We start from the raw sequence: 8963 nt of genomic DNA, 5'->3' as shown, positions 1-8963 counted from the left end.
TGGAAGCTCTGTCTCTTTAGAGCAGGGAGGAAAAACGAACGGCGGCTTGAGTCGCCTACATTCACCGAGGTGAATTACAATACAGCCATGAAACAAACGTTGACGATAGTTTGCAAGCTTAACCCCACGCCAGAATTCGTCTCCCCGACGGGAAGTTTCCCCGTCGCCGAGGCTCAAAATTCCTATCCCGAAGAATTCGTGACGCAGTATCTCCAGGGTTGCAATGCGCGATCGCAACAGGAAGGTCTGACCCCCCGGCAGGCGCAGGTTCTCTGCCAGTGTACCATCGACGAATATCAAGCCCGATTTTCCATCGAGGAATTTGCGGCGATCGTCCGGCAACTCCAGGACACCGGAGAAGCCCCCGACGAACTGCTGGAGGTGAGCTTGACCTGTAGCGCCCAATTGCGGGGTAACTGACGGGAAGAAACCGGGTTTCTTTGGTAGAGGGTGGGGACGGGGAGAGAGTCGTAGAAACCCGGTTTCTAAACCGAGAATTATTAATTGTTATAGCAGTTGCCAGGACGGTTAGGACATTGATTTTTCCTGAAACCCCGACGGTGAACGATTGGCCTTCCTGTTGCCTGTTGCCTATTGCCTGTTGCCGACTATAATTGTTAATGATTAATTAAAACCGGGTTTCATATTCAAACCGGATCTCGCTCTGGTTGCCGAAATTGGTGGCGCCGCGCAGCAGCAACTTGTCGTTGACGCGGTAGTTCAAATTCAACTGCGTCGGCTGATCGTCAGCCAGCACCCGGCTAATGGAAACCGAGACATCATTTCTGACATCGAAACCCACTTCCAAACCCAAACCCAAAGCTGTCGCCCCGGAACTCTCCTCCGACACCCGCGCCGGATAGATCCGAAACTCCGTCAACCCCGTGGCGTCGATGACGCTCTGCTGGATCTGGTTAAACAGTCCCGCACTGGCGATATTTGCCAACACCAAAGCCGTGTCTCCCGTCACCCCTTCGATCGCACTTCCCCCCAATAATGCCAGCAATTGGGTTTGCGATCGCGGCGGGGAACTCCGCAACTCGAGGATATCGTTAATTTCCGAAGCCGATCCCTGGGCGATGGCGAATACGCGAATCGTCCGCACCGTCCCGAACTGCGTCGCACTCGGCACTTCCGTCATTTCCGTGGCAAAAGCCGACGTCGGCGCCACCGCCGGAGTCGTTTCCGCTACCCGCGTCACCAACCGCACGTTCAAAACCGGGTCGAGTCCCTGGGAGGGTACAAACGTCACCGTTTGCGGATAGCCGCGATCCAACTGAAAGCGACTGGTATACAAATTCACCGCCCCCCCCGTCAGCTCGATCGTCCCGCTGGGGCGAATCGTGTCCAAATTCTCCAACTCCCCATTGACGACAATCATCCCCTGCACATTAAAGTTGAGGACGGGAGCATCAAATATCGACGTAATGGAAGCCGACTTCACCTGAATTCCCTCTCCCAACATCAGAGTAAAGTTATCGAAACTCACCTCCAAGGGCCCGGTGTCCGGCAACTCGCCCCCGCCGGGATTCTGTTCGAGGGCGACCACAATTTCCCCTTCCGGGCCCGTCGTCGGCGAAGCCCCTTGGGGCAGCGTCACCAGCGCCTCAGACACCGCTACCCCACCCCCGATCGCCGGTTGGAGGGCACTTCCCCGAACAATAATTTCCCCTTGGGCATCTCCCTCGTACAACCCCTCCAGGTTCAACTTCAAATTATCCAATACCAGCCGCAGGGGATTGGTAAGATCCGGATCTTCCCCCCGTAGGGGTTCAAAAATGGGCAGCACCCCTTCGAGCAAAATGTTGCCCGTCCCCGTCTCTCCCACTAACTCCCCTTCGATGCCCTTCACCCACAGGCGATTGTTCGTAAAAATTGCCGTGCCCGAGAGTCCCGCGATCGCCTGTTCGACACCGCGGGCCTGCAACACCCCGTCGAGCACCTTCAACTCCCCCTCCGGTTCCAAGACGAGATTGGCGATCGCACCGTCCGGCGCCTGCTCCAATATCCCCTGCAATCCCAGTTTCACCAACCCCTTCCCCTGCACCCAATCCACCTCCGGATTCACCAGGTTAATAATCTTGAACCCTTCATCCCGCACCTCCACCTGGGCACTGAGGAAATTACTTTCCGGGTTGACTTTCGCGAAGGGCAACCGAAACGGCACCGTCGCCCGATACCGAATCGGATCTTCGGCCGTCACCAACACCGCTCCCCCGGCGTTCAACCGGGCGTTATTGTAGCTGAAACTGCCCCGGGCTTCCTTGAGGGGTTCGCCATTGAATAAACCGTCGATGACGGTAAATTCCCCCGTCGCCCGGGGATTCTCCAAACTGCCCGAAAACAGCGCCTGCAAATTGAACTGTCCGCTCAAATCCACGTTGGGAATGTCGTAAAATGCCTCCACTTCCTCCAGGCGCAAATTTTTGACCCGCAACTGGCCGGAGGGAATTTGGCGATCGAGATCCAGTTGCCCCTGAAATCCCACCAGGGTTTGATCGGAACGCAATCTCAAGGGCAGAACTCGCACGATATTGTCCTCGAAACTCGCCTGGAGAATGAATTCGTCGGTTTTGTGCGGCCCCCAGGTCCAATCCTCGCCCCGGATGTCCGCCGTCGCCGTGATATCCGAGGGAGAACCGCTGACGTTGATTTCGCCGGTAAACGAGGCGTTGACTGCTTCTAAAGGGGGCAGGGGCAGTCCTTCCGGTTTTTGGCTTTCTTCCCACTTCAACAGGGCTTGAATTTCCGCCCAATATCGCAGTTGTTGGGTGAGGGATGCCGTCTCGGGCAGTCCCACGGTCACGGTGTTCAAAGTCGTTGCACCCGCATACAGGGGGGTTTGGATGCCCCGGGTGATATCTTCCAAGTCGTACCAGTGGAGGGCGGCGAATAGGTCTTGGAGGTTGCCTTGGGGGATGGTGATGTTGGCTTCCAAGGGGGGTTCGGCGCCGTCTGCGGGAGAAACCCCGGTTAAAATCTCGTTGACGTTGGCCCGGGCTGAAATCAGAACCACCGTTTCTCCCTGTTGTAGTTCTCCATCCGTGAGGCGGGCGATACCATTGGCTAAACTGACTTGAATACCGAAGCGATCGCCTTCTATATAACCCAAACTCGGCCGGTCCACCGATACCTCCCCAGTGGCGTCGATGCGACTCAGGTCGAAACTGGCAAAATCCGACACCGCCAACTCGGCGGAAACGTTGCCCCCCAGCGGACCGATTCCCGCCTGGGCCAGGGGAGCAAGCCCCAGGGGAGTTAGGGGAAAATCTTCTACACTGACTTGTAAGTTATTTTGAGTGGGAGAGGTGCCCCGGGCGATCGCATCTCCTCGCTGGACTAAAAACGACTCGGGCAAAAAGCGATCGTCCAACACCAATTCGATCCGATCTCCCTCCCCCGCCAAAGACACATTCACCCCCTCACCTAACCCCGCCTCGACGGGACCGGCTAACACCGGGTCGAATTCCAAACCCCGCAGGGCGAAATCCTCCAACCGCAGGTTCCCCCGCAGGTTCAACGCCGAAATGGGTCCGGTCACATTTCCCTGAAAACTCACCGAACCCCACACCGGTGGCGTATCTCCGGCTAAAATTTCCGGGGGCAATACCGCCAGCGCTGTCTGCACCAGGGGCGAATTCAAATCGAAATCGGACACCCGCACGTTAACATTCAGGTCGCCCAGACTCGGCACCCCCGTCCCGCTAAATTCCAACGCGAACATCCCGTCCGCCCCGAATTGCGGGGTCTCGGCCCGTTCCAGTTCCACCCGTCCCTCCCGCAACGTCGCCGCCGCCTCGAAGGGTTGGCGCAAAATCGGCAATTCCGTCAACCGCAACTGGGCCGCCGCCTCCAACGTCGCCCGGTTGAATTGCGTCACTGAACCGGAGGCGGTTAATTCTGTGTCCAACAGTCCCCGCAATAGGGGCAGATTTTCCGCCTGGTCCAATAACCCCGTCGGTCCGAGGGCCGATCGCACCCCGGTGAGATTTTCCGCCCATTCCGAAAACCGGCCCAAAGCGATGCGATCGCCGGCTAGTCGCGCCGTCCACGCTCCCCCCCCGACGCGGCCCGTGGCGGTGACACTCCCCCCATCATCGCCTAAATCGATCTGTCCGTCCAGGGTCAAATTCAAGTTTTCCGGACTCAGCGTCGCCAAATTCCCGGAAAATGACGTTTCCCCCCGCAGGATGCCGTTATCCACATCCAAACCCCGAATTTCTGCCACCACGTCGGGGGGCAGGTTCGCCAGGGGTAAACCCAATTCGATCAGGGGATTGAGGGGGATGTCGTTGGTTCTGACTGTGCCTTTAAATGCGCCGGAATTAATTTGTCCATCGGCAACAATTTCGCCTCCGAAATTACCCAAATTTATGATTCCATTAAAATTGCTATTAATATCGCTCGGATTGGCGAGATTTCCGGAGGCGATCGCTTCTCCGTTCAATCGAGAATTTCTCAGATCGGATGCCCGCACCTGTTCCCGCACGTTCGCCGGTAAATCAACGACGGACAATCCGGCATTGATAAAAGGATTAAGTGCCATCGAATTGGCATCTAATTTAAGATCAAATTTACCGTTTCTGAGGCGGGCATTTTCCAGGCTAACGGAACCGCCGATATTGCCTAAATCGACCCGTCCCGCCACATCGGCGGTGATGCCATTCGCAGTCAAATTATCCAAATTACCGACAATCGATCCTCGCGCTAATACTGCCCCATTCCGAAAATCGAGGGTTTGTAGCGATCGCTCGATTTCCGGCGACAAGTTGACGAAGGGCAAACCCAGTTCGAGCAATCTAGGAAGGGAAAGGGAATTGATATTAAAATCCGCTCCAAACTGTCTTTCATTGAGTCGAAAATCGCTGTCAATCGAACCGTCAGCAATACCAATTATGATGTCACCAGTCGCCACTATACCATCGAGATTGAGATTATCTAGGGAACCCAAAATATTTGTCCGAAAATCAATTTTTGACCCTTCAAGATTCAATTGTGATATTTTTTCTCGCAAATCTGGCTCTAAATTTGCCAAGGGCAATCCAAATTTCAGCAGGTAATCGACCGCCAACTGATTAGCAGCGATCGCCGCATTCCAATTATTATTTTCCCGCAATTGGGCATTTACATCCACCGTACCCTCGGCGACCCTGACCGTCCCATCAACCCGACCGTCATTAAATTGGGCATTTCCAAAAATCGGATAGGTCGCCCCCGGAAGTTCAAACACGACCTCTCCTGTGAGGTCGTCTATCTCGCCGGAAAGTTGGGCATTGGCGGAAATTTCACCCAACGTCAAACCGGGGGGAATGTCAAACAGTCGGGCGATCGCGTCCCCATCGAGGCGATCGACATTTAAACTCAATTCGACATTGGCATCGAAGGGAAATTCTTCCGCCGTTTCCGCCCCGGTTTCGTCCGGTTCCGCCGCCAGAAATTCCGTCAGTCCGTCCAGGGCGATCGCGCCTGACCCGGTAATTTCTCCCCCCGTTGCGAGCCGGATATTCAACTCGTCAATCGTGACAACCGGAGCGGACGCCAAATTAAATTCGTCCGTCAGTTCGGCGACGGTTTCCAATTGTATGGAAATTTCCTCGAAGGGGACGCGATCGATTTGGGTGGGTGCGGTGGTGGCGATCGCGATCGAAACGGTCGGTTCCTGCAAGGAGCCGGTCAAATCAATTTCCGCCTCCACTTCCCCCGCGATGGGAACGGGTAGGGCGATCGCTTCTTCCAACTGCCCTTCCACCGTTTCTAATAACGTCGAAAACGTGACGGGTTCCAAATTTGCCGTCAGATCAAATTCAGTCTGTCGGAAATCGAACTCGTCGTCTGTCGTCACCGTCCCACCGACATTCACCGCCACCTCGCCAAAACCGGCATCCAACTCTCGGATGACGGCCTGATTTCCCGTGAAGCGAAAGTTGCCGGTTTCGACGCGGACGGGTTCCGAAAGGGCTTCCACATCGGCTTGCAGTTGTTCGAGTTGCAGATCTCCCCAAATTCCAGTCGGTTTAAAATTCTCTAATTTAACCCTCAAATCCGCATCCGCATCCCCCTTTTCCAAGGCAAATCCGGGGGTTTGAACCAGTAACGCCAATTGCGGTAACGTCAGATCGTCGGCATCGAGTTCCGCTTCAATATTCCCCTCGGAAATTACCGCATTTGCCTTTAACCGGAAGTCTCCCCCCCGAGAAAATCGGCCGCTGACATTGCCCCGAATGCGATCGTTGGCGTCGCTGACATCCAAGGCGAGGCGATCGACTTCCAGCGTCACCGGATCTTCCCGAAGCGGCGCTTTTAGGAGGGTTTGGGGCATCAGTTTAACATCGGCATTCTCAACCCGAATCGTGCCAATTTCAACCTGTAGGGGACTTTCTCCCTGCTGTTTGAGTTGGGTTCTGATCCAATTTCCGGCTGAGTCTTCTTCGAGGTAGACTTCCGGATCGATCACCGTCAAATCGATGAGAACCGTCGGTTGAAATAGGGACACAATAGAAATCGTCGCTTCGATCGCTTCCAATGAAGCCGTATTGGGATTCGTTGCAGTCGGGGGAATAGCGGACGGACCGAACCGAATGGAAATGATGCCAAACCGTTCCACCGGGCCGACTTCCACGGGGCGATCGATGATCCCTTCTAAGGTTTCGGCAATGATGGGGGCGAGACGAGACTTCACAAACCAACTCACGCCCCCCGCGATCGCGATCGAGGTCACACCCAAGCCGACGCCCCCCCAAATCAGCCGACGTCGCCAGCGTCGGACCGGGCGCGGCGTGGGTTCGGTCGAAGGATTGGGAGAGTTCGTCATCTCGATGCTCCGGAATGGCAACAACAGACACACGAAGCGTAGCGTAAATCTTCCCCTGAAGTTTGAGGAGTATAAAAAATTAACTGTCATATTGTTGCCGTTTGCGCCTCAGAACGCAAGCAATCCGAGACGGAAGTCGGTACGGCCTGCATTCGCCCTCGTTCGAGAATCGGGACGGAAAAACGTTCCCGACTCCTCTGATCACGCGATCGCAAAAATATAAAAACTTTCTTAAAATTCCGTGGTTAGATAGAAAATGAGAGGTAGCCGGAGTCACTTCTGATGAACGTCAGCCATCTTCTGAGGCGTTACGAACAAGGCGAAATCGACTTTTCGGGGGTCGATCTGAGCGGGGCGGACCTGGGGGGAGCCATTTTGATCGGTGTCAACCTTTCCCGGGCGAACCTCGCCGGCGCCAACCTCACCCGGGCGTTTCTGAGTCGCGTCAAGCTCAACGGGGCCAACCTACAGCGGGCTAATCTCAGCTTCGCGAAAATGAATGAAGCCAAATTGGTGGACGCCGATCTCACCAAAGCCAATCTCAACGGGGCGTTTTTGGTGAAGGCGAAACTGCCGGGGGCGAGGCTGAGTGGGGCGAGTTTGGCGGGGAGCAACTTGCGGCGGGCGAGTCTTCCCAACGCCAATTTATCCGGGGCGAACCTGCAATTTGCCAACCTGCGGGAGGCAAATTTGACCGGGGCTGATTTGAGGTGGGCGAATTTTTACGGCGTCCGACTCAGCGGCGCGAAATTATTCGGGACAAAATTGACGGATATTAACCTGCAAAATGCTTACTTAAATGGCGTCAATTTGAGCCGCCTCGATCTCAACGGCGTGAACCTGAGCGAGGCGAGAATGTGCGGTTCCAATTTGAGCGGAACTCAACTCAATTATGCCAATCTCAGCCGCGCCCAACTGCGGGGCGTCTGTTTGCAGGGGGCGGACTTGACGGCGGCAAATTTGGAGGGGGCCTGTTTGACCTGGGCCAATCTCAATAGCGCGAAATTGTCCCGCACCAACTTTCAGGATGCCGACCTTCAGAATGCCACACTGGCGGGCGCGCAGGTCGAGGAAACGGATTTTTGTCGCGCCACTTTGCCCGATTCTTTCCGGCTCTATCTGGATTTAGAAAAGATTTGTTCTTGTACGCCCTATCATCCCGAAAATTCCGAAATGTCGCGATCGCAGTTTTACAATCGCATCGAAAAAATGCTATAAAAAAACATCTTATTTGCCAATTCATTCGTCAATCATGTCGTGAAATTTTGCTGCTAAAACTGTGCATTAAAAAGGCAATTGTGGGTGACGGCGCGAATGAAAAGTTGTCGGTTTTTCCGAAAAATTACTGTCGCGCCTAACCCACCCTACCGGACCGACTATTCAAAACGTAGCACAGGCATCTTGACGTAGCACAGGCATCTTGACGTAGCACAGGCATCTTGACGTAGCACAGGCATCTTGACGTAGCACAGGCATCTTGCCTGTGGATTCAGATCGAATCGCCTCATTTAAGATGAAACAGTCCAGTCGGGTGGATTAGCGCCAGCGTAACCCACCGCCCAAAGACCGATATTTGATGATAATCTAGTCGGGTGGGTTAGCGCCAGCGTAACCCACCGCCCAAAGACCGATATTTGATGATAGCTGAAAGCAAAATTTAAGTTAAATATGGCAGACAATTACGGTATCGTATTAGTAACGGCAGGTTCCAAGGCCGAAGCAGAGGCGATCGCCAAAGGTTTGGTGGAAGCCAAACTCGCAGCCTGCGTGGGTCTGACCCCCATCCATTCCGTCTACACCTGGAAGGGCGAAGTGTGTTCGGAAGACGAATGGCAATTAATTATCAAAACCGATCTGAGTATATTTCAAGCCTTAGAAACGAAAATTTGCCAACTCCACTCCTACGAAGTCCCCGAAATTTTAGCCGTGCCCATCGCCGCCGGTTCCCCCGCCTATTTGCAGTGGATATCGGAACAGGTACAGCCTTAATTTGAATTCGTTTTCTCGCCCTCTCCCCCAACCCCTCTCCCAATTCTGGGCGAGGGGGGCAAGAGTTCCCCCCAAAATTGGGGGGTTAGGGGGGCTTCCGGCACTTCTCGCCCTCTCCCCCAACCCCTCTCCCAATTCTGGGCGAGGGGGGCAAGAGTTCCCC

At 54.7% G+C, this 8963-nt stretch carries 4 protein-coding genes; 3 read left to right on the top strand and 1 reads right to left on the bottom strand.

Going from position 1 to position 8963, the window contains the following annotated elements; all coding sequences use genetic code 11:
• Positions 1-87: 87 nt before the first annotated feature.
• A complete protein-coding gene (locus LKE08_RS19725; RefSeq protein WP_324705964.1) occupies positions 88-420 on the top strand; it encodes a hypothetical protein in 333 nt (110 codons plus the stop codon).
• Between the two features lie 208 nt (positions 421-628).
• Here LKE08_RS19725 and LKE08_RS19720 read toward each other — a convergent pair whose 3' ends face one another.
• Entirely contained in the window at positions 629-6811 is a 6183-nt protein-coding gene (locus LKE08_RS19720) for a translocation/assembly module TamB domain-containing protein (RefSeq protein ID WP_324705963.1), read from the bottom strand.
• Between the two features lie 282 nt (positions 6812-7093).
• Here LKE08_RS19720 and LKE08_RS19715 point away from each other — a divergent pair, with 282 nt between their 5' ends.
• Positions 7094-8029 (top strand): pentapeptide repeat-containing protein, encoded by a 936-nt coding sequence (locus LKE08_RS19715; protein ID WP_324705962.1) that lies wholly within the window; start codon positions 7094-7096, stop codon positions 8027-8029.
• A 450-nt stretch (positions 8030-8479) separates the two neighbouring features.
• Positions 8480-8800, top strand: coding sequence for a divalent-cation tolerance protein CutA (gene cutA / locus LKE08_RS19710; RefSeq protein ID WP_324705961.1), 321 nt, complete (start codon positions 8480-8482; stop codon positions 8798-8800).
• Positions 8801-8963: the final 163 nt, after the last annotated feature.

Source organism: Lyngbya sp. CCY1209 (assembly GCF_035615495.1).
GTDB lineage: Bacteria > Cyanobacteriota > Cyanobacteriia > Cyanobacteriales > Microcoleaceae > Limnospira.
This window is presented reverse-complemented; position numbering and strand designations above follow the sequence as displayed.

Coding starts and splice junctions, on each gene's coding strand:
- LKE08_RS19715 (WP_324705962.1), top strand. CDS start 7,094: ATGAACGTCAGCCATCTTCTGAGGCGTTACGAACAAGGCGAAATCGAC.
- cutA (WP_324705961.1), top strand. CDS start 8,480: ATGGCAGACAATTACGGTATCGTATTAGTAACGGCAGGTTCCAAGGCC.
- LKE08_RS19725 (WP_324705964.1), top strand. CDS start 88: ATGAAACAAACGTTGACGATAGTTTGCAAGCTTAACCCCACGCCAGAA.
- LKE08_RS19720 (WP_324705963.1), bottom strand. CDS start 6,811: ATGACGAACTCTCCCAATCCTTCGACCGAACCCACGCCGCGCCCGGTC.